Source organism: Synechococcus sp. BSA11S (genome assembly GCF_014224355.1).
Classification (GTDB): domain Bacteria; phylum Cyanobacteriota; class Cyanobacteriia; order PCC-6307; family Cyanobiaceae; genus Regnicoccus_A.
Map to the genome: position 1 here is coordinate 57,820 of NZ_VNWP01000011.1, position 25,231 is coordinate 83,050.

Annotated in this window: 30 protein-coding genes, 2 tRNA genes and 1 riboswitch; of the genes, 14 read left to right on the forward strand and 18 right to left on the reverse strand. The window is 68.0% G+C overall.

What is annotated here, in order from left to right:
• Positions 1-1,308, reverse strand: a complete 1,308-nt coding sequence (locus FPZ61_RS10830) for an FIST N-terminal domain-containing protein (RefSeq protein ID WP_185466595.1) — start codon at positions 1,306-1,308, stop codon at positions 1-3.
• Between the two features lie 58 nt (positions 1,309-1,366).
• Between FPZ61_RS10830 and FPZ61_RS10835 the strand changes: the two genes are divergently transcribed.
• Positions 1,367-1,981 (forward strand): DUF3177 family protein, encoded by a 615-nt coding sequence (locus tag FPZ61_RS10835; protein WP_185466597.1) that lies wholly within the window; start codon positions 1,367-1,369, stop codon positions 1,979-1,981.
• Entirely contained in the window at positions 1,981-2,280 is a 300-nt protein-coding gene (locus FPZ61_RS10840; protein ID WP_185466599.1) for a hypothetical protein, read from the forward strand. The genes FPZ61_RS10835 and FPZ61_RS10840 overlap by 1 nt, the downstream gene beginning before the upstream one ends.
• A gap of 7 nt (positions 2,281-2,287) precedes the next feature.
• Here FPZ61_RS10840 and ileS read toward each other — a convergent pair whose 3' ends face one another.
• Complete coding sequence (gene ileS, locus FPZ61_RS10845; protein WP_185466601.1) at positions 2,288-5,278, reverse strand: isoleucine--tRNA ligase; 2,991 nt, start codon at positions 5,276-5,278, stop codon at positions 2,288-2,290.
• A 43-nt stretch (positions 5,279-5,321) separates the two neighbouring features.
• A complete protein-coding gene (locus FPZ61_RS10850) occupies positions 5,322-5,951 on the reverse strand; it encodes a Ycf66 family protein (protein ID WP_185466603.1) in 630 nt (209 codons plus the stop codon).
• A gap of 53 nt (positions 5,952-6,004) precedes the next feature.
• Here FPZ61_RS10850 and FPZ61_RS10855 point away from each other — a divergent pair.
• Positions 6,005-6,086, forward strand: a tRNA-Leu gene (locus tag FPZ61_RS10855).
• 71 nt (positions 6,087-6,157) lie between these two features.
• Here FPZ61_RS10855 and FPZ61_RS10860 read toward each other — a convergent pair.
• The 5 genes from FPZ61_RS10860 to FPZ61_RS10880 form a co-directional block, all read right to left on the reverse strand.
• A complete protein-coding gene (locus FPZ61_RS10860; protein ID WP_185466604.1) occupies positions 6,158-6,757 on the reverse strand; it encodes a HupE/UreJ family protein in 600 nt (199 codons plus the stop codon).
• Positions 6,758-6,780: 23 nt separating this feature from the next.
• A riboswitch (cobalamin riboswitch) is annotated at positions 6,781-6,954 on the reverse strand.
• A 74-nt stretch (positions 6,955-7,028) separates the two neighbouring features.
• The gene (locus FPZ61_RS10865; protein WP_185466605.1) at positions 7,029-8,144 is read right to left on the reverse strand and encodes an alanine/ornithine racemase family PLP-dependent enzyme; all 1,116 of its coding nucleotides are present in this window, start codon (positions 8,142-8,144) and stop codon (positions 7,029-7,031) included.
• Entirely contained in the window at positions 8,141-9,253 is a 1,113-nt protein-coding gene (locus FPZ61_RS10870; RefSeq protein ID WP_255441544.1) for a DUF1611 domain-containing protein, read from the reverse strand. Before FPZ61_RS10870 ends, FPZ61_RS10865 begins: the two co-directional genes overlap by 4 nt.
• A gap of 144 nt (positions 9,254-9,397) precedes the next feature.
• Positions 9,398-10,051: a ParB-like protein gene (locus FPZ61_RS10875; RefSeq protein WP_185466607.1), complete on the reverse strand. Its 654-nt coding sequence runs from the start codon at positions 10,049-10,051 to the stop codon at positions 9,398-9,400.
• Between the two features lie 12 nt (positions 10,052-10,063).
• Positions 10,064-10,315, reverse strand: coding sequence for a Nif11-like leader peptide family natural product precursor (locus FPZ61_RS10880; RefSeq protein ID WP_221630031.1), 252 nt, complete (start codon positions 10,313-10,315; stop codon positions 10,064-10,066).
• A 229-nt stretch (positions 10,316-10,544) separates the two neighbouring features.
• On the opposite strand from FPZ61_RS10880, the gene FPZ61_RS10885 reads away from it, so the two are divergent.
• The 3 genes from FPZ61_RS10885 (at position 10,545) to FPZ61_RS10895 (ending at position 13,108) form a co-directional block, all read left to right on the forward strand.
• Positions 10,545-11,180, forward strand: coding sequence for a Crp/Fnr family transcriptional regulator (locus FPZ61_RS10885; protein WP_185466609.1), 636 nt, complete (start codon positions 10,545-10,547; stop codon positions 11,178-11,180).
• 70 nt (positions 11,181-11,250) lie between these two features.
• Positions 11,251-11,955 (forward strand): response regulator transcription factor, encoded by a 705-nt coding sequence (locus tag FPZ61_RS10890; RefSeq protein ID WP_185466610.1) that lies wholly within the window; start codon positions 11,251-11,253, stop codon positions 11,953-11,955.
• Between the two features lie 10 nt (positions 11,956-11,965).
• Positions 11,966-13,108, forward strand: coding sequence for a cell wall metabolism sensor histidine kinase WalK (locus FPZ61_RS10895; RefSeq protein ID WP_185474827.1), 1,143 nt, complete (start codon positions 11,966-11,968; stop codon positions 13,106-13,108).
• A 6-nt stretch (positions 13,109-13,114) separates the two neighbouring features.
• Here the strand turns inward: FPZ61_RS10895 and FPZ61_RS10900 are convergent, their stop codons facing one another.
• Positions 13,115-13,489, reverse strand: coding sequence for a helix-turn-helix transcriptional regulator (locus tag FPZ61_RS10900; protein ID WP_185466612.1), 375 nt, complete (start codon positions 13,487-13,489; stop codon positions 13,115-13,117).
• A gap of 97 nt (positions 13,490-13,586) precedes the next feature.
• Positions 13,587-14,600 (reverse strand): ACR3 family arsenite efflux transporter, encoded by a 1,014-nt coding sequence (gene arsB, locus FPZ61_RS10905; protein ID WP_185466613.1) that lies wholly within the window; start codon positions 14,598-14,600, stop codon positions 13,587-13,589.
• A gap of 165 nt (positions 14,601-14,765) precedes the next feature.
• Between arsB and FPZ61_RS10910 the strand changes: the two genes are divergently transcribed.
• The 3 genes from FPZ61_RS10910 to crtR are packed head-to-tail and all read left to right on the forward strand — an operon-like array spanning position 14,766 to position 18,187.
• Positions 14,766-15,812, forward strand: coding sequence for an ArsJ-associated glyceraldehyde-3-phosphate dehydrogenase (locus FPZ61_RS10910; protein WP_185466638.1), 1,047 nt, complete (start codon positions 14,766-14,768; stop codon positions 15,810-15,812).
• Complete coding sequence (gene arsJ, locus FPZ61_RS10915) at positions 15,809-17,086, forward strand: organoarsenical effux MFS transporter ArsJ (RefSeq protein WP_185466614.1); 1,278 nt, start codon at positions 15,809-15,811, stop codon at positions 17,084-17,086. The genes FPZ61_RS10910 and arsJ overlap by 4 nt, the downstream gene beginning before the upstream one ends.
• A gap of 60 nt (positions 17,087-17,146) precedes the next feature.
• Positions 17,147-18,187, forward strand: coding sequence for a beta-carotene hydroxylase (gene crtR, locus FPZ61_RS10920; RefSeq protein WP_185466615.1), 1,041 nt, complete (start codon positions 17,147-17,149; stop codon positions 18,185-18,187).
• Between the two features lie 12 nt (positions 18,188-18,199).
• Here crtR and gatC read toward each other — a convergent pair whose 3' ends face one another.
• Positions 18,200-18,493: an Asp-tRNA(Asn)/Glu-tRNA(Gln) amidotransferase subunit GatC gene (gatC, locus tag FPZ61_RS10925; protein WP_185466639.1), complete on the reverse strand. Its 294-nt coding sequence runs from the start codon at positions 18,491-18,493 to the stop codon at positions 18,200-18,202.
• A 60-nt stretch (positions 18,494-18,553) separates the two neighbouring features.
• Positions 18,554-19,372 carry a creatininase family protein gene (locus tag FPZ61_RS10930; RefSeq protein WP_370593431.1) on the reverse strand — a complete coding sequence of 273 codons (819 nt, stop codon included), beginning with the start codon at positions 19,370-19,372 and terminating at the stop codon, positions 18,554-18,556.
• A 110-nt stretch (positions 19,373-19,482) separates the two neighbouring features.
• On the opposite strand from FPZ61_RS10930, the gene FPZ61_RS10935 reads away from it, so the two are divergent.
• Entirely contained in the window at positions 19,483-19,782 is a 300-nt protein-coding gene (locus tag FPZ61_RS10935; protein WP_185466616.1) for a DUF6679 family protein, read from the forward strand.
• A gap of 27 nt (positions 19,783-19,809) precedes the next feature.
• Here FPZ61_RS10935 and FPZ61_RS10940 read toward each other — a convergent pair whose 3' ends face one another.
• Entirely contained in the window at positions 19,810-20,010 is a 201-nt protein-coding gene (locus FPZ61_RS10940) for a hypothetical protein (protein ID WP_185466642.1), read from the reverse strand.
• A 1-nt stretch (position 20,011) separates the two neighbouring features.
• On the opposite strand from FPZ61_RS10940, the gene FPZ61_RS10945 reads away from it, so the two are divergent.
• On the forward strand, positions 20,012-20,719 hold the full coding sequence (locus tag FPZ61_RS10945; protein WP_185466641.1) for a DNA-3-methyladenine glycosylase: 708 nt from the start codon (positions 20,012-20,014) through the stop codon (positions 20,717-20,719).
• A complete protein-coding gene (locus FPZ61_RS10950; RefSeq protein ID WP_185466617.1) occupies positions 20,716-21,759 on the forward strand; it encodes an aspartate carbamoyltransferase catalytic subunit in 1,044 nt (347 codons plus the stop codon). The genes FPZ61_RS10945 and FPZ61_RS10950 overlap by 4 nt, the downstream gene beginning before the upstream one ends.
• Here the strand turns inward: FPZ61_RS10950 and FPZ61_RS10955 are convergent.
• The 4 genes from FPZ61_RS10955 to FPZ61_RS10970 form a co-directional block, all read right to left on the reverse strand.
• Positions 21,746-22,153 (reverse strand): DUF565 domain-containing protein, encoded by a 408-nt coding sequence (locus FPZ61_RS10955; protein WP_185466618.1) that lies wholly within the window; start codon positions 22,151-22,153, stop codon positions 21,746-21,748. The two genes, FPZ61_RS10950 and FPZ61_RS10955, sit on opposite strands and share 14 nt — an antisense overlap.
• A gap of 55 nt (positions 22,154-22,208) precedes the next feature.
• Positions 22,209-22,409, reverse strand: a complete 201-nt coding sequence (locus tag FPZ61_RS10960; RefSeq protein WP_006172336.1) for a hypothetical protein — start codon at positions 22,407-22,409, stop codon at positions 22,209-22,211.
• Positions 22,410-22,542: 133 nt separating this feature from the next.
• Positions 22,543-22,704: a PCP reductase family protein gene (locus FPZ61_RS10965; protein ID WP_185466619.1), complete on the reverse strand. Its 162-nt coding sequence runs from the start codon at positions 22,702-22,704 to the stop codon at positions 22,543-22,545.
• 464 nt (positions 22,705-23,168) lie between these two features.
• Positions 23,169-23,241, reverse strand: a tRNA-Ala gene (locus FPZ61_RS10970).
• Between the two features lie 126 nt (positions 23,242-23,367).
• Here FPZ61_RS10970 and FPZ61_RS10975 point away from each other — a divergent pair.
• On the forward strand, positions 23,368-23,580 hold the full coding sequence (locus FPZ61_RS10975) for a DUF2555 domain-containing protein (protein ID WP_185466620.1): 213 nt from the start codon (positions 23,368-23,370) through the stop codon (positions 23,578-23,580).
• 22 nt (positions 23,581-23,602) lie between these two features.
• Positions 23,603-24,910: a bifunctional phosphopantothenoylcysteine decarboxylase/phosphopantothenate--cysteine ligase CoaBC gene (gene coaBC / locus FPZ61_RS10980; RefSeq protein ID WP_255441545.1), complete on the forward strand. Its 1,308-nt coding sequence runs from the start codon at positions 23,603-23,605 to the stop codon at positions 24,908-24,910.
• Here the strand turns inward: coaBC and FPZ61_RS10985 are convergent.
• Entirely contained in the window at positions 24,846-25,202 is a 357-nt protein-coding gene (locus FPZ61_RS10985) for a hypothetical protein (RefSeq protein ID WP_185466622.1), read from the reverse strand. The genes coaBC and FPZ61_RS10985 overlap by 65 nt on opposite strands.
• Positions 25,203-25,231 lie beyond the last annotated feature (29 nt).

The window sequence follows — 25,231 nt, forward strand, 5'->3', positions numbered from 1 at the left end:
TCAGCCCTCTGCCGGTGGCGGCCCTGCAGCCTCACGGGGCACCAGGAAGCCCAGGCTTGCCGTGTAACCGTGCAGGTAGGTGGTGCCTCCCACCGGTCCGATCTCTCCGTTGCAGAAGGCCCCGGCCATCGGCAGACCTGGAAATTCCCGCTGGACGATGCTCACATCGCCGTCGGCTTCGCCGTAGAGCCCCACCCCGCGCCCCAGGCAGGCGAAGAGCAGGCCAGCCAGAGGAGGCTGGGCGGCGCTGGCGCTGGCCTGGTTGCGCAGCAACTGTCGCAGCTCCTGGCGTGAGGCCTCGGCATCGCGCAGCTGAAACTGCACCTGCTGGCCCACCCGCAGGCGCTCGGCCACCGCCACCGCCCCGTTGCGGGGGTCCACCCCGATCAGGTTCCTGACCAGAAAAGCGGTGCTCTCCCCGTCGTCCCCGCCGTCGGCCAGGCTGAAACTGCTGCGCGCCACCCCGAGGAAGAGGGAGTGGCGCACCAGTTCCCGCTCGGTGGGGTTGAGGGTCTGCAGGATCGACTGCAGACAGTTCACCGGGGTGTTCTGCTGGTCGCCGCGGCTGAGCTGAAGCACCACATTGCGCTCCGCCTGCTCGATCTCGAACACGGGGCCGATCGGCCGGCATCCCTGTGCCACCAAGGGATCGATGGTCCAGCGGCCACCGATCAGGCAGCCCACGGCACCGGTCACCACCCGATCGTCGAGCAGCAGTGATCCATGGTTGGCACTGTGCTGGCCAGCGATTCCCCCCACCTTGGCCAGGCCGGGGAAGGCGTAATCGAGGCCGCTGATCAGATCATTGATCGCCTGGCAGGTGGGGTCCACCAGAAGCACCATCGCGGAAGCCCGCTCCGGATCGGCTCCCACCCAGCTCACCCAGTCGCGGCTGTCTCCATCGAGATCGGGCAGCTGGTCGGTGTCCAGCCCGAACAGCTGCAGATCGGCCCCCGGCAGATGCAGCAGCATCACGCTCAGGGCAGGTTCCTGTTCCACTTCATGGGCGGTACCGCTGACCCCCGTGCCCACCACGCCCCCGCCGGCGGCGCCGAGCCAGTGGCGGGCCCGCAGGCGGGAGCGCAGCAGAGGTAGCAGCCGCGGCAGGTCGCTGGCGTAACTGGTGGAGCCGAACACCAGGGCCAGATCCGCTTCCCCCCGCGCAGCTGAGCGATACTCCCGGGCACACAGCTGCTGAACCACCTCGCCGACGGCGTCCTCCAGGGAGGGCTGGCGTGAGAGCGCCGTGCGGCAGGAAGCCTGCTCATCACCACGTCGGAGCCAGGAGAACAGCGGGGGCGCAGGCATCACCCGAACCTACTGGTGTGGCTTGGCGCGGATAATGGCGCCTTCCCGTACCCAAGCTGTGCCTGACCTGCTGTACCGCACCCTGGTGTGGCTCGACTTCCGCCTTGCGGTGGTCTTCACTCTGGGCCTGCCTCTGGTGCTGCTGGTCTGGGCGGCCTGCCGGCGGGAAGGGGCGCTGCTGCGGCTGATGGGCATCTACTGGAAGGTGGCCAGCCTGCTGGCGATTGCGGTGCTGTTGTTCGTCGACGCCCGGCCCCTGGCCTATCCACTGATGATTCTGGCGAAACTGCTGATGGTGGCGTCGCTCTGGTTCTGGGTGGACCTGAATGAGGAGCTGGCTGATCTGCCCCCCTGGCGCGCCCTTCCCCTGGCGGTGCGCAGCTGGCGCTGGGCACTCACGGCCTTTGGCCTGCTGGGGGCCGGGCTTGGCCTGAGTGCCCTGGGCTGTGGCCTGGGCGTGGCCCGCAGCGCGTTCTGTCAGACCTGGCTGGAGGCTCCGCGCCGCCTGCATGGGTTGGCGACGGAGGTGTTCGCCTTCGTGTTCGGTGCCGACCTCACCCCCACCCTCACCGCGTTCTTCGGTTACCTGGCGCTGGTGGCCTATGTGGTGGGTCTGCTGCAATGGATCCTGGTGCGTCTACCCCGTCAGGGGCGGGTCGCTGGAGGATTCTGATGGCCCAGTCCCTGCTGGCCCAGCTCGAAGCCCTCAGTCGCGGCCGGGCCGACCGGGTGCTGCGCCTGCGGGGCACCCTGCCGGGGGCGCAGCATGAGCCCTTCGAGCTGCTGGTGTTCCGTGGGTTCTCCTGCAGCGTCACCCACCCCACCGCCTTTGATCCCGACCAGAGTGCCCTGCCGGATGGGGCCGAGATCAGCGAGGCCGAGCTGCTGCTGGGGCCCCTGAACCCCGCCGACGAGCAGGTGCTGGCGGGCCCTCTGGCACCCCAGCACTTTCTCGATCCAGCCCACTGGTGAGCCGCGCTCAGCCCTCGAGCACTTCCACGCAGCGGCCGCAGAGGCTGGGGTGGGAGGCATGGTCACCGATGTCGTGTTCCATGTGCCAGCAGCGTTCGCACTTCTGCCCTTCAGCCCGGGCGATGCGCACCGTGATGCCCGACTCGCTGGCTTCGGCCAGGGGATCGCTCAGGGCCGGGGTTCCGGGCTCACGCTGCTCCAGCTGCGAGACGATCAGCCAGTCGGCCAGGTTGTCGACTGAGGGATGGGGGCTGTTCTGCAGCAGCTCCAGGGCGGCGCTGAGGGCCGCAGAGCGTTCGCCGCTCCCCAGCTCCAGCTCCACCCGGGCCTCGAGGGAGGCCCCCAGGCCGGCGCCGCTGCGGCAAACCTCCATCTGGCGATTCACCAGTCCGCGCAGCTCCAGCAACGGCCGCAAGGGCTCCACCAGGGCCGCCTCCCGCCAGGAGGGCGGTGCCACCGGCCAGCCCCGCTCGAACACCGAGCGCTCCGCCACCGGATAGGGCAGGTTCTGCCAGATGTCCTCGGCCATGTGGCAGAGCACAGGGGCGATCAGGCCGGCCAGCCGCTCCACCACCAGGGCCAGCACCGTCTGGCAACTGCGCCGTCGGAAGTCGCTGGACCCGCTCACGTAGAGCCGGTCCTTGGCGATGTCGAGGTAGACGTTCGAGAGATCCACCACGCAGAAGTTCTGCAGCGCCTGGAAGAAGCGGTAGAACTCGAAGCGCTCGAAATCGGCGGTCACCGCCTCGATCAGGCTGGCGGTGCGCTCCAGCATCCAGCGGTCGAGAAGCGGCAGATCCGCGAACGCCACCGCATCTCCCCCTTCGCCAGCGGGCCTGGGGTCGAAGTCGTGGAGGTTACCCAGCAGGTAGCGGGCCGTGTTGCGCACCTTGCGGGTCACATCGGCCAGCTGCCTGACGATCCCCGGACCCAGGGGAACATCGGCGGAGTAATCCACCGAACTCACCCACAGGCGCAGCACGTCGGCGCCGTAGGCGGGTTGCTGTTTCTCGTTCCTGCCGCCCTCCACCAGCACGGCCGGATCGACCACATTGCCCAGGGATTTGCTCATCTTGCGGCCCTTCTCATCGAGGGTGAAGCCGTGGGTGAGCACCCGCCGGTAGGGGGCATGGCCGTTGACGGCCACGGAGGTGAGCAGGCTGCTCTGGAACCAGCCCCGATGCTGGTCGGAGCCCTCGAGGTAGAGGTCGGCGGGGTAGCGCAGCGGGGCGGTTCCAGCGACCGCTGGTGCATCGCCTGAAGCCTCGCCCGCACTGAGGCCGCCCAGCACCCCCGCCCAGGAGGAGCCGGAATCGAACCAGACGTCCATCGTGTCGGTGCCCTTGCGCCATTGGTCCGCCTCGGCGGTGTGCGACGGCGGCAGCAGCGCGGCCTCGTCCCGCTCCCACCACACATCCGAGCCGTGGTCGGCGATCAGGGCCTGCACGTGGGCGAGGCTGTCGGCGTTGAGCAGGGTCTCACCGGTGTCGCGGTGGTAGAAGACGGGGATCGGCACGCCCCAGGTGCGCTGGCGGCTGATGCACCAGTCGCCGCGCTCGCGCACCATCGCCTCGATGCGGTTGCGGCCGCTGGCGGGCAGCCAGTCGACAGCGGCGATGGCGTCGAGGGCCTGCTGGCGGAAGCCTTCGACGGAGGCGAACCACTGCTCGGTGGCGCGGAAGATCGTCGGTTTTCTGGTGCGCCAGTCGTAGGGGTAGCGGTGCGCGTAGGGCTCGTGGCGCAGCAGGGCCCCGGCGGCCTCGAGCGCGGAGATGATCGCCGGGTTGGCATCCTTGAGCACGTTGAGGCCCGAGAAGGGGCCGGCTTCCGCTGTGAGGGTGCCCGCCTCATCGACCGGGCAGAGCACGGGCAGGCCGGCCTTGCGGCCGGTGATGAAGTCGTCGACGCCATGGCCCGGAGCCGTGTGGACCAGGCCGGTGCCCGCTTCGGTGGTGATGTAGTCGCCGCCGATCACCACCGGACTGGTGCGATCGAAGAGCGGGTGGCGGTATTCGACCCCTTCGAGTTCCTCCCCCCGGAGGAGCAGCAGGGGTTCGAGCTCCAGCTGGAGGCTGCTGCGCAGGCTCTCCACCAGGTCGGCGGCCACGATCAGGTGGCGGCTGGTGCGGAAGCCGTTGGGCGCGTCTGTGCCCACGCGGCAGAGGGCGTACTCGAGCGAAGCGTTCACCGACACCGCCAGGTTGGCCGGCAGGGTCCAGGGCGTGGTGGTCCAGATCGCCACCGCCAGAGCGCCTTCCGCCGGCGTGGTGGCCGCTTCCGCCCTGGTGAGGCCGATGGCGGTGAGGCGGGCGCCCAGGCCACCGGGCAGCGCCACCACCGGGAAGGCCACATAGACGCTGGGGGAGGTGTGGCCTTCGGGGTATTCCAGTTCCGCTTCGGCCAGGGCGGTGCGGGAGCTGGGGCTCCAGTGCACCGGCTTGAGGCCCCGGTAGATGTGGCCAGCGAGCACCATCCGGCCGAACACGCCGATCTGGGCCGCCTCGTAGGCCTTGTTCAGCGTCAGGTAGGGCTGCTCCCAGTCGGCCCAGATGCCCCAGCGCCTGAAGCCTGCCTTCTGGCCCTCCACCTGCTCGAGGGCATAGGCGTGGGCCCGGCGCCGCAGGTCGATCGGGGTCAGCCCGGCCCGCTCGGCACTGGAGAGGCTCTGCAGCACCTTGAGCTCGATCGGCAGCCCGTGGCAATCCCAGCCGGGCACGAAGCGCGCACGGCGGCCGCGCAGCAGGGCGTATTTGTTGAGGATGTCTTTGAGGATCTTGTTGAGGGCGTGGCCCACATGCAGGGCCCCGTTGGCATAGGGGGGGCCGTCATGAAGGGTGAACACCTCACCGGGATTCTCGCGGCTGAGCTGGCGGTAGAGGTCCAGCTCCGCCCAGAACGCCTGCAGCTCCGGTTCACGGGTTTTCGCGTTCGCCCGCATCGAGAACGGGGTCTGCAGCAGGTTGAGCGTGTCTTTGTAGGAAGCCGGGCTGGCGGTCACAGCGCCTGGGGGGGCAGCAAGGGCGAATTATCGACCCCAGCCCTCAGGGGTTCTCCTCCGGAGGCTCCTCTGCTCCCTGATCCTGCTCAGCATCATCGGCTGGCTCACCGCCATCGCTCGCCCCGTCGTCTTGCGGATTGGGCTCAGCGCTGGCCTGCTCAATCAGTTGATCAATCTCCTCAAACGATTCGACTGTGGTGAGGTCGGCGGCGTCGCTGGTTTCTCCTTCCGGGTCGGGGCGTACCCAGCGCTTGGTGCTCTCGCGGGCCCGGGCACTGGCTTCGCGCCGCTCCTTCAGCCAGGAGAGCAGGCCCCCCAGGCTGGCTCCCGCCAGGCTGATCAGCCTGATCAGGGCGGCAGCCAGTTGCTGCAGGCTGGTGCGCCAGCGCTCCAGGCCGGTGAGGCGCGTCTGTTCGTCCGAGCTGAGCTGGCGCCAGCGGCCCAGACCCACCTCCGTGCCCAGCCGACCGATCAGCAGACCGGCGCAGAGCACCGCCAGCATCGGAGCCCCGCTCAGGCGCTCGGCGCTGGTGACCAGCACCAGACCCAGCACCAGCACCAGGGCACCCCAGACGGAGTCGCGGGGGCGGCTGAGCTCGGGCACCAGCAGGGGCAGCAGCAGCACCAGCAGTCCGGCCAGGAGTGCCAGGGATCCACCGAGGGTGGCGAGCATGGGGCTTTGGCGGCGGTTCGGCCATTCTGAGCCGCTCGATACAGTCAGCTCACGCCCACCTGGCGGAATTGGTAGACGCGCTGGTTTTAGGTACCAGTGGCTTCGGTCGTGGGGGTTCAAGTCCCCCGGTGGGCATCACCTCGACGGTCTGATCAGGCCGGTGCCGAGCCGGCCTGGATGTGGCCATACCGGAAAGCCCTGGCCGATCAGCGCGCCAGCATGGCCAGCGGCCCGAGGGCCACAAGTCCGCCGCAGAGGGCCAGTGCCACGGCAAGCCGTGTGGTGAACGTGCCTGGCAGGCGGCGCAGCACCAGCAAGGTGGAGCCACTCACCAGGAGCGAGCCGACCAGGGCCCCCAGCCACCAGGAGAGGGAGGTGTGATCACTGGGGGCCTCAATTCCGTGCAGCATGGCGTGGAGCGCCACGGCAGCGGCGATCACGCCGCCCCAGAGGCCGAGCCGGGAGCTGCTGCCCTGAGCGCGCAGGATCAGGCCGGCCACGGCCGTGATGGCCAGGGCCGCAAGCAGTTCCCCGAAGGGCAGGCTGCCTCCCATCGCCCCGAAGACACCACCGGCGATGGCCCCCGCCAGCGCCCAGCCCAGCAGGGCTGAGGAGATGGAGGCGGCGGCACCGACACCGATCAGCAGCAGCAGGTGATCGACGCCGGTGAGGGGGTGAAGAAAGCCGGAACTGATGCCCCCATGGGCGATGCCATGGGCCTGGGCCGGCTGGCCGGCCAGACTGAAGGCCACAGCGGCCAGGCCGGCGTAGAGGGCCAGGGTGCTGCTGCTGGGGAATCTGCTCATCGAGGGGGACGGTCCGCGCCGGTGGAGTGGGGAACTGAGACGGCGAGCGTTCTGACTGAGGGGCGTCTCCGAAGGGGGCCCCATCACAGCTGCGGGACAGTGCCGGATTCGACGGGACCTGCAGGGCCCCACCACACCGGACTTTCCTCCTTGCCTCCAGGGTATGAACCACTGGAACCGTCCTCAGCATTCTGGACCTTCCTGGCCGGCATGGCAGCCCACGACCGCAACAGCCCGCGACGCAGCAGCACCGCTCCTCGGCAGGCGCCGCTCAGGCCAGGATTCCTCGGGGGTTGGAGCACGAGTCCTGACGGGCTCCGGCCCTCGGCTCGATCAGGCTGCGGGCCACGAACGGTGAGGTCATCGCCCGCAGCAGAGCGCTGTAGTTGAGCTCGAACCCGAGCTCCGTCCCCACGGCCACGGCCATGGAGCCGGTGTCGAGCACCAGGTGGTCACTGCTGGCGCCCAGCAGGGTCATGCCAGGGGGAAGGGTCAGCCCGGCGGCATCCACATCCTGAAGGCCGAGGGCCAGCAGCACTCGCCACCGCTCGCCCCGATCCACCCGTGCCGGCGGTGGTCCGAAGGCTCCCTGGCGGGAGCGACCCCAGGGCAGGGTGGGTTTTCGGTTGGATTCGATCACCTCGGCCACCAGCCGGAAGGCATCGGTGCGCAGACCAGGGATCGGCTGACGCTGGAGCGGTTCACGGCCCAGCAGGATCGCTTCCCCCAGCCGGAGGTTGTTGATCCTGCCCACCGCTCCCCCGGCGAACAGCCAGGTCAGATTGGCGGAGTTGCCACCCGACACGATCGGCAGCACGATGCCGAAGGCCGCCTCAAGCCCCGTGGCCAGCATGGAGAGCTCGGCCATCGATGCCCTCGAGGGAACCACGCCGTTCTGGCAGGCCATGTTGGCCCCGATGCCGATCAGGTCCAGTCCGGGCAGCCTCAGCAGGCCGCCCGCGATGCCCTCCAGGTGTTCCGGCATGATCCCCTCGCGCAGATCACCCAGCTCCACCATCAGCACCACGCCATGGCGATGGTCCTGGGCGATCGCCTCGGCTGAGAGCAGGGCCATCACCGCAGGCTCCGTGTTCAGGCTGATGTCGGCCTGGGCCACCACCTCGGCCACCTGGCTCGGCATGGGGGAGCGGATCAGGGTCAGCGGCAGGGTCACCCCGCTGCGTCGCAGCGCCCTGAGCGTTTCGATGCGAGGTTCGCCGATCCCGCTGACCCCTGCCGCGGCCAGCACCGCCGCCACCTGAGGCAGCCCCAGGGTCGCTTTGGTCACGGCCGTGAGCGACAGCCCCCTGGCGCTGAGTCGATCCACCAGGCTGCGGGCGTTGTGGGCAATCCTGTCGAGGCGGATCTCCAGCCTCGGGGCCGTCAAGAGGTGAGAGGGGCGGGAGTGGGTTGGAGCTCGGGGAAGGCGCGGACCACCATCTCCACCAGGCGTTGCGGGGAGCGCATGAGCGCATCGGTGGCGGGCAGCCCCAGTTCGATCCCATAGAGAGCGATCGCCGCCGTGATTTCAGCCTCACGCATCCCTTCGTGATTGAGGCAAAGGCCGATCACCCGCGTGGAGGCGAAGGTTTCGATCAGGGTGATCTCGCTGGCGGGTGACGGCATCGAAATCTCCGGGAAATCGCTCAGCCACTGGCGCATCGGCGCGTGCTGCAGGATCACGGCCTGGGGCTGCGACCCCCGCAGGATGTAGGTGGAGCTCAGATAGGCGGGATGGCTGAGGGCCCCCTGGCCTTCAATCACGATCACATCGGGATGCTCCGCTTCCCAGGCCTCCACCACCGCCGCCTCCACCTCACCGGAGGCGTACTGGCAGGGAATCGCATCCAGAGCGAGGCCGAAGCGGGCCCCCTGCATCAGACCGGTCTGTCCGGTGCCCACCATCACCGCCTTGATGCCGGCGTCGTTCAGGGCCCTGGTGAGGATCACGGCCGTGGTGCGTTTGCCGACCGCCCCATCGGTGCCGAGCACGGCGATGCGGCGGCAGGGCAGGGAGGAGATACGGCCGCTGAACATGCGCAGATCGCTGAGGTTCGGCGGCCGCCGCACATCGCTGATCGTCACCGAGTGAGCCTCGGCCGCCGCAGCGAATTCGGCGGCGTCGTTGAGGAATTCATGCAGCCCATTGATCAGGTGCAGCCCGGAGCGGATCGCTTCGAGCAACACACCTTTCTGCTCCGGTGTGAGCCTGCCGCTGGCCGGGGCCATGCCGACGATCAGCAGATCGGCCCTGCCCCCTGACTGGGCCAGGGCCTCACTCAGATCGGTGCAGATGGGGATGCCCCTGGCCACGCCATCCAGCACCATGCCGGCATCGGCGCCGGCCAGCTGACTGTCAATCACCGCCAGGATCCTGTAGCGCTCCGAGTGGCGCACAAGACCGTTGGCGGTCTTGCCATCAATCCGGCCGAAGTTGCCTTCGCAATAAATGATGGCCGTGGGATTCGCTGGCAGCGCGAACCCTCGTCGAGGCATGGACATTCGATGGCACTCCTGGGATCGAACTCAGGGGAGGCGACCGAATGGTCCGCTTGGACCGAATCGAAGCGGGGATACCAGAGGTCTCCGCTAAGGGGGACAAGCCCCATCAACCTAGGCCGATTCGCGCTGTGAGCCCGCTCAGCCCTTCCAGCCGGCCAGCCGCCTGGCGGCAGCGGAGCGGGCCAGGGCCCGGGCCGCGGGCAGGGCCGGCTCCAGGCACAGGGAGCTGAAGGGCGGCAGGCAGCGGCTGCGCAGCCACGCTCCCCAGCGGAATTCGTGGAACGGGATCAGTGGCGCCGCTTCGATCACCTTCTCCTGCTTCAGCTTCCAGACCAGGCTGCGGTAGGGGTCGTCCTCGAGTCCCAGCAGGGTCCGGGGCAACCGCTCCGGCGGCCAGGGGCCCTGGCCGCGGCCGTCATGCAGGTAGAGCCAGCCGCGCTGGGCCAGGGCCTCCAGCACCACCCGGGGGTGATCACTGGTCAGCTGGAGCACCACGTAGCCGAAGGCCTCGGCATCGGGATCGATCTCCAGCAGTCCGCGCAGTCGGTGGTGACGGTCGACCATCCACAGGGCGCCGGAGCGGGCCCGCACCAGGGGGACTGGCTTGCGCCGCAGGTAGCGCCGACGCTCCTTGCGGGATTCGCCGGCGAAGTCGGCCTGGCGATGACGGATTTCCGCCAGGCCGATGCAGAGCTGGGTGGGCCTGAGCTCCGCCACGGTCACCTTCAGGAGGCTGTCCGGGTCGTCGGGGGGCGCTGGCAGCGGTTGGTAGGGGGGCAGATGCAGCGCCATGGCGGAGGCGGCTCAGCGCAGCTGATCGCGCTTCAGGTGGACCCGGATCAGCTTTTCATCCATCAGCCCCAGCCGGGCCTTGGGGGCTTCATTGCAGCGGTTGAGCAAGTCCAGCAGAGCAGCGGCCGGGAACCCGTGCCCCCGTTGCTGGGCCAGCTGGGCCACCTCCTCGGCTGTTTCCACATGATTGAGGGCTTCGCGCAGCTCCCTGTCTGCCTCGATCAGGGCAAGGAAGGCAAAGACATCGTCAGTGTCCTGGCTCATGGGCTGGGCAGGCTTCGGCCTCCCCACTCTCCACCCCTGGGGGGCAGGTTTCCTTTCCGCGGGAATTCAGGCCCGCACTTCAGCATGAGAGGCCCATCCATGAGAGGCCAATCATTGTGATCCTTGCTGCGAAAAGGGTCTTAGCCAGAGGTTAACCGCCCCCTTATCCATCCTTTGCTGGCTTGTCGGTCATCGTCCATACAGTCCGAGGTGTCAGGGGAGATCGGCCATGGTTTCAACGCCTTTTCGCGATGCCGGCCGCAGCGATGCGATCCGAGAGGTGCTGGAGACGAATTACCGGCAGCGCCAGCTTCTGCACATCGGCGCGGGCAGCGCCGTTCCCCTGCTCAAGAACACCATCTGGCTGGTGGTGCGTGGCATGGTGAAACTCGAAGCAGTCACGATCCACGGCGATCCGTTGCTGCTGGGTCTGGCCGGTCCGAATGAGCCCTTCGGTGAGCCGCTCACCAACGTGCAGGCCTATGAGGCCTTCACCCTCACCGATTCCGATCTGCTCTGCCTCTCCTGTGCCGAGATCGAGCAGTCTTCCCATCTGGCCATGGCGGTGATGCAGGCCGTGATCAGCCGCCACCGGCAGGCGGAAACCCTTCTCTCTTTGCTCGGGCTGCGGCGGGTGGAAGACCGGGTGCGTGGTCTTCTGGAACTGCTCGCCCAGGACTACGGCCAGGCCTGCGAGGAGGGGTTGCGCCTCAACCTGCGCCTCACCCACCAGGAGCTGGCCAGCGCCCTCTCCACCACCCGGGTCACGGTCACGCGGGTGATCGGCCTGCTGCGCGATGAGGGTTGGCTGCAGATCGATGCCCAGCGGCATCTGGTGATCAGCCACCTGCCCAGGCGCCGATGAGGGTTCATCAGGTTTCTGCCGTCGTGATGGCCTAGTTTTGAGCGTCGCGTCCCCGGGCCCGGACAACCCCATGCCCCGTCTGCTCATCGTTGATGACGACGACGGTATCCGCACCACCCTGGAGGAGGCGCTGGGCCAGGAAGGGTTTGATGTGGCCTGCGCCTCCGATGGCCGTCAGGCCATCCTGCAGATCGAAGCGTCCCAGCGCCAGGGCGCCCAGGCCTTCGATCTGGTGCTGCTGGATCTGATGCTGCCCGGGGTGGGCGGTCTGGATGTGTGCCGCCACCTGCGCCGCGCGGATGCCCAAACCCCGATCCTGATGGTGAGCGCCCGCGACACGGAAACGGACCGGGTGCTTGGTCTCGAGCTCGGAGCCGATGATTACCTGGTCAAGCCGTTCGGGCTGCGGGAACTGGTGGCCCGTTGCCGTGCCCTGCTGCGTCGCAGCCATCAGACGGTGGAGCGCTTTCCCGTCGGGCAGATCGTTCACCATCGGAGCCTGACGCTCTATCCCGACGAGTTCCGCGTCACCCGTGACGGCGAGTCGGTGAATCTCTCGCCCAAGGAATACCGGCTGGTGGAGTTCTTCATGCAGAACCCCGGCCGCGTCTGGAGCCGCAACCAGTTGATCGATGAGGTCTGGGGCACCGACTACGTGGTCGACACCAAGACCGTGGACGTGCACATCCGCTGGCTGCGCGAGAAGCTTGAGGCCAACCCCTCCGCTCCTGAGCACATCCTCACGGTGAGGGGCTTCGGCTACCGCTTCGGTTGAGCTCCAGGGCATGACGCTGCTGCTGGCCCTTGGCCTGGGCGTGCTGATCGGCTGGGTCCTCTTCCGCGGGCCGCGCAGGTCCTCAGCTCCCGCGGCTGTGGAGGCCAGCGCCCGGCCCGTTCTCCCCGGGCTTGGGCGGCTGCAGCTGCTGGCCTGGCTGGAGGGGGCGCCCCAGGGATGGCTGGTGCTCGACGGGGAGCAGAGAATCCAGGCGATCAATCCCAGGGCGGAGCGGCTGCTTCAACTTCCTGCCGATCGCCTGGTGCGGGGCCAGCCCCTGCGTGCCGTGATCCAGCAGGCGGAGCTGGAGGAGGCGATCCTGAGTGTGGGCCGCCGCGGTCGGCCCCAGCGTCTGGAGTGGTGGCAAGGCAACGAGCCGCTCGAAGGGGTGCTGCTGGCGGGGGGGGAGGGCTGGGGGGCGCTCTGGATCAACAGCAGGCGCTCGCTGGAATCCCAGCTCGATCAGCAGAGTCGCTGGGTGAGTGACGTGGCCCATGAGCTGAAGACTCCCCTCACCGCCCTGTTGCTGGTGGGGGAGCGGCTGGCGGCGGAGGTGGGCACCGGGACCGGCGGCAGTGGTGGCGTGCTGGTGGAGCGCCTGCAACGGGAACTGAAACGGCTGCAGGAGCTGGTGGGGGATCTGCTGGAACTCTCCAGCCTGGAGAACAGTCTCCCCCTTGATGAGCGGCGCTACGAGGTGCTTGATCTCTGGGAGATGGCGGAGGAGGCCTGGAGCAGCCTCAGGCCCCTCGCCGAGAGCCGCGGTGTGAGGCTGATGGCCCGCCAGCGCCAGGCCTGCCTGCTCTGGGCCGATGCCTCGCGGCTGCATCGCGCCCTGCTCAACCTGTTCGAGAATGCCCTGCGCTACAGCCCCGATGGGGGGGTAGTGGAGCTGGGTGTGGCCAGCAGCGGCCTCTGGTGGGAGCTGGAGGTGCGAGACCACGGCCCTGGACTCAGTCAGGACGACCTGGTTCACCTGTTCGAGCGCTTCTATCGGGGCGATCCATCCCGGGTGCGCAGCCAGCAGGCCGGCAGTGGCCTGGGCCTGGCGATCGTGCAGCAGATCGCCCTCACCCATGGGGGCCGGGTGCAGGCCCGCAACCATCCCGATGGCGGAGCAGTGATCGAGCTGGTGCTGCCCAAGGGGGTCTGAACCGCTTCAGGCGCAGCGACTGGCGGGAGTGCCGCAATGGGCGCTCAGATCGGCGAGCCAGGCCTGCAGGGCGCCGAGGGCTTCGGGGCGCAGGCTGTAGTAGATCCAGCGCCCCTCCTGCCGATCGGCGAGCAGCCCCGCCTGCTTGAGCACCTTGAGATGAAAGGAGAGCTTCGACTGGGCCAGGCCCAGATCCGTGACCAGATCGCAGACGCAGCGCTCGCCGCCGGCGAGGGCCTCGATCACCTGCAGGCGCAGGGGATCCCCGAGGGCTTTGAGCAACTGACGGGCCGCGGCGTTGTCGAGGGTGCCGCCGGGTTCGTCGGGAGGGCCGTTGGCCGGGTTTGGGGGCAAAAAGGCGCGGGGGCTTGACCGGGTCATGAAGCAATGGACGGGATTTGTTGGTTCAGCGAGGATCGGGGACTTGCTGGCTGAAACGGTTGATCGCAGGAGTCCGATCGTCGCTCGAAACGATGGATCAGGAGCGGGGAAACAGCAGCCGGTTGCGGTTGGCGATCGCCACCAGGGAAAGCATCACCGGCACCTCCACCAGGACACCCACCACGGTGGCCAGGGCAGCGCCGGAGTTGAGACCGAACAGGCTGATCGCCACCGCCACCGCCAGCTCAAAGAAATTGGACGCCCCGATCATGGCCCCGGGAGCAGCAATGGCACGGGGTTGGCGCCAGAGGCGCATCCACAGAGCCGTGATCCAGAAAATCAGGTAGGTCTGCAGGATCAGCGGAATCGCAATCAGGACGATCGCCAGCGGTTCGGCCAGGATCGCCCTGGCCTGCACCATGAACAGCATCAGCACCGTGGCGATCAGGCTCACAATCGCCAGCGGCTTGAGCCGTTGCTCCAGGCGTTTGAGTCGACCCGGTGAGTGCAGCAGCCGCCTCGTCAGCCAACCGGCTGTCAGGGGCACCACCACAAACAGACCCACGGCCGTGAGCAAGGTGTCCCAGGGGACCAAAACGTTGCTCACACCCAGCAGCAGGGCTGCGATCGGCGCAAAGGCGAACACCATGATCAGGTCGTTGATCGCCACCTGCGCCAAGGTGTAATTGGGATCACCAGCACTCAGCCGACTCCACACAAACACCATGGCCGTGCAGGGAGCCACCCCCAGCAGAATCATGCCGGCGATGTATTGATCACCGATCGCCGCGGGGATCCAGGCGCTGAACAGGCCGCGGATGAACAGCCAGGCGATGGCGGTCATGGTGAGCGGCTTGATCAGCCAGTTCACCACCACGGTGATCAGCAGACCCCTGGGTTGGCGCCGCAGGCCGCCGATGGCCCCGAAGTCGACCGCCAGCATCATCGGATAGATCATTCCCCAGATCAGCAGGGCGATCGGCAGGTTGATGCGGGCCACCTCCAGGGCCGCAACAGCCTCAGCCAGCTCGGGGGCCAGGGCGCCGATGGAGACTCCGGCCACGATCGCCAGAGCCACCCAGAGGCTCAGAAAACGCTCAAACCCTCCCATTTCGGTTCAGCACGAGAGCTCGGTTCGGGCCGGCATGGGCCTTGAGCCGCCGCCGCGCCTCGAAGTGATGAACCAGGGCAGAAGCGAGCGACCCAGCCCTTAACCTGGCCATAAAACCAATCAACATCCTTTGATGGGAGAGTACTCCCAGTGGCGGCCCTCGGCGTGAAAATCGGCATCAACGGCTTCGGCCGCATCGGCCGCCTGGTGTTCCGCGCCCTCTGGGGCCGTCCCGGCATCGAGCTGGTGCAGCTCAACGACCCGGCCGCTGACGCCACCTCAGCCGCCCATCTGCTGGAGTTCGATTCGGTGCATGGCCGCTGGCAGCGGGCCATCCAGACCCCGGCCAGCGGGGTCGGCGGTCATGGCTTCAGTGTGGATGGCATCCCCGTTGGATTCAGCCAGCAGAGCGACCCCACCGCCGTGCCCTGGGCCGTTGCCGGCGTGGACCTGGTGCTCGAGTGCAGCGGCAAGTTCAAAACAGCCGAAACCCTCGAGCCCTACTTCTCCCTGCCCGGCCTGAGACGGGTGATCGTGGCCTGCCCCGTGAAGGGCGTGATCGCCGGTGAGGAGGCCCTGAATGTGGTGTTCGGCATCAACCACCACCTCTACGACCCCCACCGGCACCGCCTGGTGACCGCCGCCTCCTGCACCACCAACTGCCTGGCACCCGTGGTTCAGGTGGTCCACAGGAACTTCGGCATCCGCCACGGCTCGATCACCACCCTGCACAACATCACCAACACCCAGTTGGTGGTGGATGGTTTCAAGAGTGATCTGCGCCGGGCCCGCTCCTGCCTGCAGTCGCTGGTCCCCACCAGCACCGGATCAGCCCGGGCGATCGGCCTGATCTTCCCCGAGCTGGCTGGCAAGCTCAACGGCCATGCGGTCCGGGTGCCGCTGCTCAATGCCTCGCTCACCGATGCGGTGTTCGAGCTGGAGCACAGCGTCAGCGCCGATGAGGTGAATGCGGCTTTCGCCGCCGCCGCCGCCGGCCCCCTGCAGGGAATCCTGGGCTTCGAGGAGCGGCCGCTGGTGTCGGTCGATTACCTCAACGACAGCCGCAGCTCGATCGTCGATGGCCCCTCCACCCTGGTGGTGAACGGGACCCAGCTCAGGGTCTATGCCTGGTACGACAACGAGTGGGGCTACAGCTGCCGCCTTGCTGATCTGGTCTGTCATGTTGCCGCGCTGGAGGGGGGCTCCCGATGAACGCCTCCCTGTGGCGCCTTCCCAGGCGGCTGAGCCCGCTGCAGCAGTACGCGGTCGTCACGGCCAACTACTGGGCCTTCACCCTCACCGATGGAGCGCTGCGCATGCTGGTGGTGTTCCACTTCCACCAGCTCGGCTACTCCACCCTGGAGATCGCCGTCCTGTTCCTGTTCTACGAAGTCTTCGGCATCGTCACCAACCTTTACGGCGGCTGGCTCGGGGCCCGCTTCGGGCTGCGGCTCACCCTCTGGGCGGGAACGCTGATGCAGGTGGCTGCCCTGCTGATGCTGATTCCGGTGGCCGACAGCTGGCCGCGCTGGTGGAGTGTGGCCTATGTGATGGTGGCCCAGGCGATCAGCGGCATCGCCAAGGACCTCAACAAGATGAGTGCCAAGAGCGCCATCAAGACGGTGGTGCCGGAAACCCCCGACGACCACAGCCGGGGCGAGAACCAGCTGTTCCAGTGGGTGGCGATCCTCACCGGCTCGAAGAATGCCCTCAAGGGGGTGGGCTTCTTCCTGGGGGGATTGCTGCTTACCACGATCGGCTTCCGTGCCGCCGTTGGGGCCATGGCCGCCGGGCTGTTTCTCTCCTTCCTGATGACCCTGGTGCTCCCTGGCGAGATCGGCAAGATGAAAGAGAAGCCTGCTTTCGGAGCGCTGTTCTCGAAATCCAGGGGCATCAATGTGCTGTCTCTGGCTCGCTTCTTCCTGTTCGGTGCCCGGGATGTCTGGTTCGTGGTGGCTCTGCCGGTGTTCCTGCAGGCGGCCCTGGGCTGGAAGTACTGGGAGGTGGGCGGTTTCATGGGCCTGTGGGTGATCGGCTACGGGATCGTCCAGGCCTCGGCCCCGGCCCTGCGGCGCAGCTGGGGGAAGAGTGCACCCCCGGGGGTGTCTGCCGTGCAGTTCTGGAGCGCCGTGCTGACGGCCATCCCCGCCCTGATCGCCATCAGCCTGTGGCGAGAGGTGGGCCATCCCGGCATCGCCGTGGTGGTGGGCCTGGCGGCCTTCGGGGCCGTGTTCGCGATGAATTCCTCGATTCACAGCTACATGGTTCTGGCCTACACCGATGCCGAATCGGTGAGCCTCAATGTCGGCTTCTATTACATGGCGAACGCGGCCGGCCGGCTGGTGGGCACGTTGCTCTCCGGAGGCCTGTTCCTGGTGGGCGGCCTGCAGGCCTGCCTCTGGTGTTCGGCCCTGCTGGTGGGCTTGTCCTGGCTGAGCAGCCTGGGGCTGCCGGCCCCAGCCCATGAACGGCGGGCCCTGGCCTAGCAGCGGCCAGGCGGGTGCCCGTAAGGTGGGAACCCGTTTGTCGAGGCGTGGTCTGCGGCGATGACCCAAGTGTTGGCCCTGTCGCCGGAACCTGCCATCGATCCTTTGCCCTCAGGCGCCTCCATGCGGTCGGTGCCGAAGGAATTCCTCGATCCCCCATCGGCCTGGAACCCCACCGTTGCTCTGTTCCTCGGGGGGTACGGGTTGGCGGCCCTCACCATCTGGGGCTGGTTCGTGCCCCAGTGGCCGCTGCCGTTGCTGCTGACTCTGGGATTCCTGGCCCTGCATCTGGAAGGCACGGTGATTCACGACGCCTGCCATAACGCCGCCCACCCCAGCCGCTTCTGGAATGCGGTGATGGGCCATGGGGCCGCGCTGCTGCTGGGCTTCAGCTTCCCGGTGTTCACCCGGGTGCATCTGCAGCATCATGCCCATGTCAATGATCCGAAGCGCGATCCCGACCACATCGTCTCCACCTTCGGGCCGCTCTGGTTGATTGCACCGCGCTTCTTTTATCACGAAGTCTTTTTCTTTCGCCACCGACTCTGGCGCAAGTGGGAGTTACTGGAATGGGGCCTCGCCCGCGCCATCTTCATTTCTATTGTGCTGGCCGCCTTCAAATTCAACTTTCTGCCATTCATCTTCAACTGCTGGTTCGCTCCGGCGCTGATGGTTGGCGTCACCCTGGGGCTGTTCTTCGATTACCTCCCCCACCGCCCTTTCAAATCGCGCAACCGCTGGCATAACGCCAGGGTCTACCCCAGCCGGCTGATGAATTGGTTGATCATGGGTCAGAACTACCATCTGATCCATCACCTCTGGCCGTCCATTCCCTGGTTCGAGTATCAGCCGGCCTACCGGGCCACCAAGCCACTGCTGGATGCCAAGGGATCCCCCCAGCGGCTGGGACTGTTCGAAACTCCCCACGACGGCATCAACTTCCTCTACGACATCTTCCTGGGCATCCGCAGCCACAAGCGCCGTCGCAGCCGCCTCCGCCCGATCGCCGCGCTGATGCCCACGGCCCGCTCCCGCCGCCATCTGCTCTCCCTGTTGCACCGCACCGCCGTGTCGCCGGTGCCGCGCTCTTCCGCCGGCTGAAGGCGGAGCGAGTCAGCTCGCCAGGATCTGGGGAACCCGGAAGAAGTCGCCTTCGCGCTGGGGTGCCAGTTCCAGCAGATCCTCACGCACGGGTGTGGGATCCACCGCGTCTTCGCGGGTGACATTGACCACCTCCACGGCCCGGGTCGTGGGCGGAACCCCCGCGGTGTCCACCTGCTCCAGGTGCGCCACGTACTCGAGGATGCGCTCCAGCTGGCCGGTGTACATGGCGATCTTGTCTTCAGGCAACTCCAGCCGGGCCAGCTGGGCCACCTTGCGCACGTCGTCGGCGTTGATCGTTTCCATCGTGGCGACGGTGTTCTGCTGGGTTGAACCTAGCTGGAGCACCCGCGGGAGCTGAGTGGCTCACTCACTCAGAAATGCCTCCAGATCCAGGCTGAGCGCCTCGGCGGCCAGTTCGAGGAAGCGGCTGCCGTCTGCGGCGCTGGCGAGGTAGGGGTCGGAGCCCATGCGCCCGTCGGGGTGGCGCCGGCGGAAATCCTCGGGCCCATGGATTGGCCCGGCAGGCGCCGGCTCCGGCAGGGGCCGTTGCTTGGCCACCAGGCTCGGCTCCAGGTGCAGGGTCAGGGCGATCTCGCTCGGGGTGGCGTGGTGCCCTTCCCGCTTGCCGTAGCGCTCGCGGGCCTCGCGCAGCACCGGCCCGGCCATGAACCAGTTGGCCAGTTGGCAACGCAGCCGCGGAGCTCCCGCCAGACCTCGGCTGGCGGCGCTGGCGTAGGCCTCGGCAAAGGCGGCCCGGGTGGTGGCGATGTTGCCGCCGTGGCCGTTGATCACGAAGATCCGCTCGAAACCATGGCGGGCCAGGGAGAGCACCACGTCGTGGATCACGGCCAGCAGCGTGGAGGGTTGCAGGCTGATCGTGCCGGCGAAGCCCAGGTGGTGCTCGGCCATACCGAAGGCCTGAGCGGGCGTGACCAGCACACCGGTGCGGCGACCCACCTCCAGGGCCACCGCCTCGGCCGTGAGGGCGTCGGTGCCGATGGCGCCGGTGGGGCCGTGCTGCTCGGTGGAACCCAGGGGCACGATCACCCCCTTGCAGCCCTTGAGATAGGCCTCCACCTCGGGCCAGCTGCGCAGCTGCAGGCGGATCGCTTCCACGCTGTCGGCTGGGCCCGGCAGCGGGCTGACGGACGCTTCGGAGGTGGGGGGCGGGGAGCTCGTCACCAGAGGCAGGTCGGCGACGGGGCCGAAGCGAACGGATTGCTGAAGTATCCCTAGGATTGAAGGGACCCGGGCCATGACCCGGACACGGCCCGCTGGAGCCGGCGCTGAGCATGCTGCACCGCAAGCTGGATCAGTTCTGCAGTGAGAAGCGACCGGTCTGGGTGTTTCTGCGGGATCAGCAGCGCTGGATCGAGCAGGCTCTGGTGGTCGAAATCGCCGGTGACCTGGTCACCCTGCGCTACGACGCCGAAGACGATGACGAGCTGCACAGCTGGGAGGAGAGCGTCCGCCTTGATTCGATCGGGGCGGTGAGCACCCGCCTGGCCTACTTCAGCCGCAGTGCCCAGGCCGACGACCTGGAAACTGCCGACGACTGCCCCGAATCGGAGCAGTTGCGCAGCCAGGGCTGAGTCCTGCGGCGCTGGCGGGGCGGAGGCTCAGTGGGCGGTGCCGTTGCCGTCGTAGTCGTCGCTGTCGTAGTAGCCGCCCCTGGTGCCGAAGTAGAGCGTGGCCAGGCAGAACAGACCACTGGTGGCCAGCAGCACGGTGCCGAGATTGAAGCTGGAGAGTGCGTTGGACACGAAACGGGCGCGAAAGAGAGCCAATGACCACTCCAGGGAGGAGTCGTCACCATCCACTCTGGCGGGTCAGGCGGCTCCTGACGCCGTAGATCCCGGGGATGTCGATGTCCTGACGCCGGCCTTTTTCGCGCGCCCGGCCGATCGGGTGGGCCCCGACCTGGTGGGCTGCGTGCTGTGGCAGCGCCGTGAGGATGGTCGCTTCCTCCGGGGCCTGGTGGTGGAAACCGAGGCCTACAGCCAGAGCGAGCCCGCCTGCCATGGCCACCGGCGCCGCTCCCCCTCCAACGAAACGCTGTTCGGCCCGCCCGGGCGCTTCTACGTTTACGTCAGTCATGGCATCCATCACTGCGTGAATGTGGTCACCGACCGCGAGGACTGGGCCAATGGTGTGCTGCTGAGGGCCGTGGCCATGCCCGATGAGCCCGAGCGCATCGCCGCCGGCCCGGGCCTGCTGGCGCGCCGCTTCGGTCTGGATCGCCGCCACGATGGACAACCGGTGGATCCCGCGGGCGGACTCTGGCTGGCCCCGCGCCCCCCGGCGCTGGTGGCCTGGTGGCAGCAGCAGGACCAGCAGGGCCGCGATCCCCTGGTCACGGCCACCCGCATCGGCATCACGCCTGGGGCGGACCTGCCCTGGCGCTGGTATCTGAAGGCCAGCCGCAGTGTCAGCCGCCGGGCCCGCGGGGATCGCACCCCATCGCGCGCCGAGGCCCTCGGGACAGCCGAGCTGCTGCCGGTGGCCCCCAGGGTTGGAGCCGAGGCGTGAGCGGCTGGCCCCACCGGCACCTGATCGATCTGGCGACCTTCAGCCTGGAGGACTTCGCCACTGTGCTGGAGCTGGCCCAGCGCTTCCGGGTGATGCCCGTGAGCGGGTCCCGCAAGCTGCCGGCCCTGCAGGGCCGGCAGGTGACCAGCCTGTTCTTCGAGTCCAGCACCCGCACCCGCAGCAGCTTCGAGCTGGCGGCACGTCGCCTTTCGGCGGATGTGCAGAGCTTCTCCCCCTCGTCGAGCTCCCTGAGCAAGGGGGAGAGCCTGCTCGACACCGCCCTCACCTACGTGGCCATGGGCGCTGATGTGCTGGTGGTGCGCCACCGCTGCGCCGGGGTTCCCGCGGCACTGGCCCGTGACCTCGACCGTGAGTGCCGGGGCGGGGGGCGCCCCGTGGCGGTGCTGAACGGAGGCGATGGGCTCCACAGCCATCCCAGCCAGGGGCTGCTCGATCTGTTTACCCTCGCCCGTCACTTCGCGCCGGAGCAGCCGACGCCGGCGGCGCTGAAGGACCGCACGATCCTGATCGTGGGCGATGTGCTCCATTCGCGGGTGGCGCGCTCCAACCTCTGGGCCCTTACCGCCTGCGGCGCCCACGTGGTGCTCTGCGCCCCCGTCACGCTGCTGCCGGAGGCCTTCGCCGCGTTCGTGGCGGCTCCCCCTCCGGGCCAGGCCAGCGACCCGGTGGCGAACCGTGGCTCGATCCGGATCGAGCGCCAGCTGGAGCGCGCTCTGGTGGGGGCCGATGCCGTGATGACCCTGCGCCTGCAGCGGGAGCGGATGCACCAGCACCTGCTCACCAGCCTGGAGAGCTACCACCGCAGCTACGGCCTCAGCCAGGCCCGCCTGGAGCTCTGTGGCCCCACGGTGCCGGTGCTGCATCCGGGTCCGGTGAACCGGGGTGTGGAGATGAGCGGTGATCTTCTGGATGACCCGGACCGCTGCCTGGTGGCGGAGCAGGTGCGCAATGGCATCCCGATGCGCATGGCCCTGCTCTATCTGCTGGCCGCTCGCGGCGACGAGCTCAGAGAAGCTTGAAGCCCTCCTGCAGCAGTCCGTAGAGCAGGCCGATGCGTCCGGCATCCACCAGCTGCAGGGTGAGGCGATCCTGGGGGCGCTGCATCAGCCAGCGGCGGCAGCGGATCGAGATCTCGATCGGCACCACGCAGACCAGGGCGGCCAGGGGGTCGAGGTAAGCCAGGGCACCGGTGAGCATGCCCACCGCACCGCCGAAGAAGAAGCTGCCGAAGCCGGTGATCAACACCAGCGAAAGCCGCCGCCAGGGGTTGTCAGCCCAGCTGCGCAGTTGCTCGCCCAGCAGAGCCACCTGGCGATGCAACCGGGTCTGCTGCGGGCGGATCACCGAGGGGCTCGACGCGGGAAGAACGGGCAGGTGCGTTGGCTGGAGATCCCCATCACCCGGCTCGGCCACCTGCCGCCGCAGGTCTACACCCTTTCAGGCCTCCCCGCCAGTGCTGGCTCAGGGCTCAGCTCTCGCTGTCCTTGTTCTTGCGCGAGCCCTTGCCCTCCAGCAGCTCCAGCAGGGCCTCCATCTGGGCCATCACGCCGCGCACCTCACCGGCTTCAGGCAGCAGGCCATCTTCCATGACCCCCTGATGCATCTCCCGGAGTTCCTGGCGGATGTAGCGCAGGTGACTCACCACCTGCTCGCGCTTGGACTGCGACATGGATGGGGCATCCTGTGTTGCCCTCTCTTTTACCTTACGGCCGGTCAGGCGGGCTTGATCCTGGCCTCAGCGGTGGGCACGGCTTGCTCCAAGCCGCTCCAGACGCCTTCTGCCGCGAAGAGCTAAGGCACCCTCACGTCTGCCCGAAGCGGGCCTTGGCGGCGGCGTAGAAGGCGAGGTCAATGCTGGAGCGTGAGGCTTCGGCGGCCAGCGTCTCGATCCGCCGCCGCACGGCGGGACGCACGAAGAACGGAACTTCCTTGAGACTGGCCTCCGCCTCGGGGGTCCACTCCATCCTTGGCTTCCAGGGCAGGCAGGGAGGCAGGCTACGGCCCGCGGCGGCGACGCCATTGTGAAGAAAAAATGTGAACCGGAAGCCAATCCAGCTGTTTTGAGCCTGTTGCCGAGGTCGCTGCAATGGAAAGGCTGGCACTTAGGTCCTACTTCTGGCTGTGCTCTTCATCCTCGGCCTCTCGGTGGTGCAACAACTGATGAGCGCTTCGGCAACAGTGTTGCTGGGTGTGGTGAGACGATGATGGTGTGGCAATGGGGGAGAGACCCCTGGCTGCTCCAGCCCTGCTAAGCGCTTGAGCCTCCGTTTTGATCAGCAGCCGAAGATGGATGTGTTGGGCAATACTTAAGCTCCGAACAATTTCCTGACCAACCCCATCGTGGCCACTGATGTGATCTGATCTGATCCCTGTCTGATCGTTGGAGCTGCAGTTGTCCTGCCCGGCGCGCTGGTCAGGTTGAAGGGGATGGAGAATAGGGGACTCGAACCCCTGACCTCTGCGGTGCGATCGCAGCGCTCTACCAGCTGAGCTAATTCCCCTCAGGGATATCCCTGGAGGGAATTTATCACCGCTGATTCGCTGTTGACCCGCCTTATCAACCCCGTCACGGCCCACGGGCGGGGTCGATGCGCTGGAATTGAAGGGTGCTTCGTGCCCCTGGTCCCGTGTCCGCAACTCCGATCACTCCTGAGCGGCTGGCCGCCTTCGATGAGGCGGCCATCGCCGAGCTGGCCCAGCGCCTGGATGAAGACGACTACCCCACCCCCTTCGCCGCTCTTCAGGACTGGCACCTGATCCGGGCCCTGGCGATCCATCGCCCGGAACTGGCGCGCCCGTACGTGCATCTGGTGGATCAGGAACCCTTCGATGAGGAGTGAGCCCCCAGGCCCACCTCCCTCCTTGGGCGGGGCTGATCACGATCCCCTCGTCGGCTGCCGGATCCTGGTGGCCATCAGCGGCAGCATCGCCGCCGTCAAGTTGCCGGCCCTGGTGAGTGCCCTGGCCCAGCGCGGTGCCCAGGTCCGCTGCGTGCTCAGCCCCAGTGCCGCCCGGCTGGTGAGCCCGGTGGCCCTCGCCAGCCTCAGCCGGGCCCCCTGCCACCTCGAGGAGGATCAGTGGAGCCACCGGGCGCCCCGTCCCCTGCATGTGGAGCTGGCTGAATGGGCTGAGCTGGTGCTGCTGGCTCCCCTGAGTGCCACCAGCCTGGCCCGCTGGGTTCACGGCTCCGGTGACACCCTGCTTGCCAGCACCCTGCTGGCCACGGAGGCCCCGGTGCTGGCGGCCGCCGCCATGAACACGGCGATGTGGAGTTCACCGGGGGTGCGGCGCAACTGGCAGGAGCTGCAGGGCTTCGAGCGGGTGCTGCCCCTGGGCCCGGCCGCCGGCCTGCTGGCCTGCGACCGGCAGGGCGCCGGCCGGATGGCCGAGCCGCAGCAGCTGCTGCTGGGGCTGGAAACCCTGCGGCTGCATGGCTCTCGGCGCGACTGGCAGGGGCAACGGCTCCTGGTCAGCGCCGGGCCCACCCGCGAATGGCTCGATCCCGCCCGCTGCCTCACCAACGCCAGCAGTGGCCTGATGGGGGTGCTGCTGGCCCAGGCCGCCCGGCTGCGCGGCGCTGAGGTCGAGCTGGTGCACGGCCCCCTCAACCTCGATCCGCTGCTGCTGGAAGGTCTGCGCACGCACCCCGTCGAGAGCGGGGCACAGATGGGTCAGGCGCTCGAGCGCCTGCAACCGTGGGCCGATGCGGTGGCCATGGCCGCTGCCGTGGCCGATCACGGCCGGGCCACACCCGAGACCCAGAAGCTCGGCAAGCAGGATCTGCTCGCCACCCTCAGCGGCGGCTGGCAGCAGGTGCCGGATCTGCTCGCTCAGCTGGTGGCTCGCCGCCCCAAGGGTCAACGCATCCTGGGGTTCGCGGCCCACTCAGGTGATGTGCTCCCCCAGGCCCGCGCCAAGCTCCAGCGCAAGGGCTGTGACCTGCTGTTCGCCAATCCGATCGACAGGCCCCGGGCCGGTTTCGGGGTGGCCACCAACGAAGGCTGGTTGCTGGGCCCGGGGGAGCACGAGCAGCGGATCCAGCCCGCCGGCAAGTTCGCCGTGGCCCATCAGCTGCTCAGCGCCCTCGGAGCCTTGCCGGGTCCGCTCAGGCCGCCAGAGGAGGCTCTTGCTCTGGGGCTGGCCGGTCGTTGCGCTGCAGCAGATCCATGAAGGTGCGCAGCTGCAGGCGGGGGATGTAGGGCCAGCCGCCGCTGCGTTCCATGTCCTTGAGCAGGGCGAAAAGCTGCTGGCGGTCCTCCGGGAGGCTGCGCCGGAACGGGCCCTCCTGGATCGAGCGGTGCAGGGTTTCAAGTTCCCGCAGCAGGGTCAGCAGCTCCTCGGGGTTGCCTTCCAGTCGTGCGGCGAGCTGATGGGCCTCCTGGATCAGTGCTTCCAGGTGCTGCTGGTCCAGGTGCTGCTGGGGATCCTGGCCCTCGGCCGGAGCGTGTGGACCTGTGGTCATGGCTGCAATCCGGCGTCCCGTCCTACGGG

Coding starts and splice junctions, on each gene's coding strand:
- FPZ61_RS10830 (WP_185466595.1), bottom strand. CDS start 1,308: ATGCCTGCGCCCCCGCTGTTCTCCTGGCTCCGACGTGGTGATGAGCAG.
- FPZ61_RS10840 (WP_185466599.1), top strand. CDS start 1,981: ATGGCCCAGTCCCTGCTGGCCCAGCTCGAAGCCCTCAGTCGCGGCCGG.
- FPZ61_RS10850 (WP_185466603.1), bottom strand. CDS start 5,951: ATGCTCGCCACCCTCGGTGGATCCCTGGCACTCCTGGCCGGACTGCTG.
- FPZ61_RS10860 (WP_185466604.1), bottom strand. CDS start 6,757: ATGAGCAGATTCCCCAGCAGCAGCACCCTGGCCCTCTACGCCGGCCTG.
- FPZ61_RS10870 (WP_255441544.1), bottom strand. CDS start 9,253: ATGCCTCGACGAGGGTTCGCGCTGCCAGCGAATCCCACGGCCATCATT.
- FPZ61_RS10875 (WP_185466607.1), bottom strand. CDS start 10,051: ATGGCGCTGCATCTGCCCCCCTACCAACCGCTGCCAGCGCCCCCCGAC.
- FPZ61_RS10880 (WP_221630031.1), bottom strand. CDS start 10,315: ATGAGCCAGGACACTGACGATGTCTTTGCCTTCCTTGCCCTGATCGAG.
- FPZ61_RS10885 (WP_185466609.1), top strand. CDS start 10,545: ATGGTTTCAACGCCTTTTCGCGATGCCGGCCGCAGCGATGCGATCCGA.
- FPZ61_RS10890 (WP_185466610.1), top strand. CDS start 11,251: ATGCCCCGTCTGCTCATCGTTGATGACGACGACGGTATCCGCACCACC.
- FPZ61_RS10895 (WP_185474827.1), top strand. CDS start 11,966: ATGACGCTGCTGCTGGCCCTTGGCCTGGGCGTGCTGATCGGCTGGGTC.
- FPZ61_RS10900 (WP_185466612.1), bottom strand. CDS start 13,489: ATGACCCGGTCAAGCCCCCGCGCCTTTTTGCCCCCAAACCCGGCCAAC.
- arsB (WP_185466613.1), bottom strand. CDS start 14,600: ATGGGAGGGTTTGAGCGTTTTCTGAGCCTCTGGGTGGCTCTGGCGATC.
- arsJ (WP_185466614.1), top strand. CDS start 15,809: ATGAACGCCTCCCTGTGGCGCCTTCCCAGGCGGCTGAGCCCGCTGCAG.
- crtR (WP_185466615.1), top strand. CDS start 17,147: ATGACCCAAGTGTTGGCCCTGTCGCCGGAACCTGCCATCGATCCTTTG.
- gatC (WP_185466639.1), bottom strand. CDS start 18,493: ATGGAAACGATCAACGCCGACGACGTGCGCAAGGTGGCCCAGCTGGCC.
- FPZ61_RS10935 (WP_185466616.1), top strand. CDS start 19,483: ATGCTGCACCGCAAGCTGGATCAGTTCTGCAGTGAGAAGCGACCGGTC.
- FPZ61_RS10960 (WP_006172336.1), bottom strand. CDS start 22,409: ATGTCGCAGTCCAAGCGCGAGCAGGTGGTGAGTCACCTGCGCTACATC.
- FPZ61_RS10965 (WP_185466619.1), bottom strand. CDS start 22,704: ATGGAGTGGACCCCCGAGGCGGAGGCCAGTCTCAAGGAAGTTCCGTTC.
- FPZ61_RS10985 (WP_185466622.1), bottom strand. CDS start 25,202: ATGACCACAGGTCCACACGCTCCGGCCGAGGGCCAGGATCCCCAGCAG.